The sequence below is a fragment of the Micromonospora sp. M61 genome, assembly GCF_018070245.1.
Lineage (GTDB): Bacteria > Actinomycetota > Actinomycetes > Mycobacteriales > Micromonosporaceae > Micromonospora > Micromonospora zamorensis.
In genome coordinates this window covers 1-773 of sequence record NZ_JAGPYA010000183.1, presented here as the reverse complement: position 1 = coordinate 773, position 773 = coordinate 1, and the positions used below count along the sequence as shown (strand labels likewise).

The 773-nt window shown below is 72.4% G+C and carries 1 pseudogene; it reads left to right on the top strand.

Features of this window, described 5'->3' with window-relative positions:
- Positions 1–773: pseudogene (locus KBX34_RS33235) on the top strand (hypothetical protein); the annotation flags it as partial.

Below are 773 nucleotides of genomic sequence, written 5' to 3'. Positions count from 1 at the left end.
ATCAACCATCGAACTCCCCGCCCCCCGCCAGCCGATCACCCCGGAACGGGCACAGCAGATCGCGAACCGGCTCCTCACCGGCCTACCCGGCAACCCACAGATCAGCCTGCTCGCCTCTGCCCTCACCCACGCCCCGACCGGAACACCAGCCGCAGAGTCCTACCGGTTCGGCGCCAGCAACGGCGCACCGACAAACCCGCCCGGAGAGTACGACCTCCCGGCCGCCCCGGCGCACGACCTGGCCCCCCGCACGCCGGCCGGCGCAGTGGCGAAACCGGAGGCGCCGCCGGTGATGGTGGAGCCGACGCCGGCACCCGCCGTGCCGATGCGCGCGCCAATTACCCACGAGGCGCTGTACGGCACAGCGATGCCCTACGGCCTCTCGATGACCATGCAGGACAACGTGGTACACCTCCACGCCGGGGCGGGGCCCACCAGGCTGGTGCTGCGCCCCGGCCCGGGCCTGACCGTCGTCGTCGACGCCTCGGTGACCAGCCTGCCAGCCATCCGCGCGGCGCTGGCCGAGCTGCACCCGTCGCAGCCACCCGTGTCAACCGTCGAGTTCGTCGGCACCCGCCAGCCGGTCACACCTGAGCGGGCACAGCAGATCGCAGACCGGCTGCTCACAGGCCTACCCGGCAGCCCGCAGATCAGCCTGCTCGCCTCTGCCCTCACCAGCGCCCCGAACGGGGCGCCGGCCGCAGAGTCGTACCGGTTCGGCGCCAGCAACGGCGCTCCGACAAACCCGACCGGAAACTCCACCCTGGACCAGG